2 protein-coding genes are annotated in these 994 nt (G+C 59.4%); both read right to left on the bottom strand.

Annotation, left to right across the window (positions count from 1 at the left end):
- On the bottom strand, positions 1-553 hold a 553-nt coding region (lpxH, locus tag FEM54_RS32775), incomplete at its 3' end, for a UDP-2,3-diacylglucosamine diphosphatase (protein ID WP_138454308.1).
- Positions 550-994: peptidylprolyl isomerase (locus tag FEM54_RS32770; protein WP_138454307.1), on the bottom strand; the 445-nt coding region annotated here is incomplete at its 5' end. The genes FEM54_RS32770 and lpxH, both read right to left, overlap by 4 nt.

Genomic DNA, 994 nt, shown 5'->3' with positions numbered 1-994 from the left:
ACTGCTGCATCACCCGGGGCACTTCCTCGGGCGTCACATCGACAATATCGTTGGCCTTCATGCGCGTTTGCGCACGGCTCTCGCTGCGCAGCTTGCGCGCCAGCTTGTGGCGGGTGCGCAACGGCAAGTGCCGCAGAATGAACAAAACAATCGGGTTGCGCAGAATGCGCCGCAGCTTCATATAGCCGACGTCGCGGGTGCAGAGGCTGTCGCCGTGCATCAACAGCACGGGCTCGCCATGTAACTGCACGACACTCGGGTCCTTGAGCAAGGTAGCGCCTGCGGCTTTGCAGAACGCCTTGCCGATCAGGAAATCGCGGTTGCCATGCATGATAAAAATCGGGGTGCCGCTGTCGCTCAGCTCGCGTAAAGCCTCGCAGATGGAACGCTGGAAGGCGGTCATCCCATCGTCGCCAATCCAGGCTTCAAAGAAGTCCCCCAGAATGTACAACGCCTGGGCGCCACGGGCGCGGCCGTGGAGCAGATCCAGAAACGCCCGGGTGATATCCGGGCGCTCCTCTTCCAGATGCAAGTCTGAAATCAGCAATATCACCCAACGATCTCGGCTTTCTGGACGATCACGTCTTCTGCTGGAACGTCCTGGTGACCGGCCTTGGAGGTGGTGGACACGCCTTTGATCTTGTCGACCACGTCCTGGCCTTCGGTGACTTTACCGAATACCGCGTAGCCCCAGCCCTGCACGTTCTTGCCGCTGTGGTTGAGGAAGGCGTTGTCGGCGACGTTGATGAAGAACTGCGCGGAGGCCGAATGCGGCTCCATGGTACGGGCCATGGCGACGGTGTACTTGTCGTTGGAAAGGCCGTTGTCCGCTTCGTTCTGGATGCTTGGACGCTTGTCTTTCTTTTCTTTCATGCCTGGCTCGAAACCGCCGCCCTGGATCATGAAGTTGCCGATGACACGGTGGAAAACGGTGTTTTCGTAGTGGCCGGCGTTCACGTACTCGATGAAGTTGGCGACGGTGATCGGCGCTTTC

Source organism: Pseudomonas edaphica, from assembly GCF_005863185.1.
GTDB classification, from domain to species: domain Bacteria; phylum Pseudomonadota; class Gammaproteobacteria; order Pseudomonadales; family Pseudomonadaceae; genus Aquipseudomonas; species Aquipseudomonas edaphica.
Note: the sequence above shows the minus strand (reverse complement) of the source record. Positions and strands in the feature narration are given on the sequence as shown.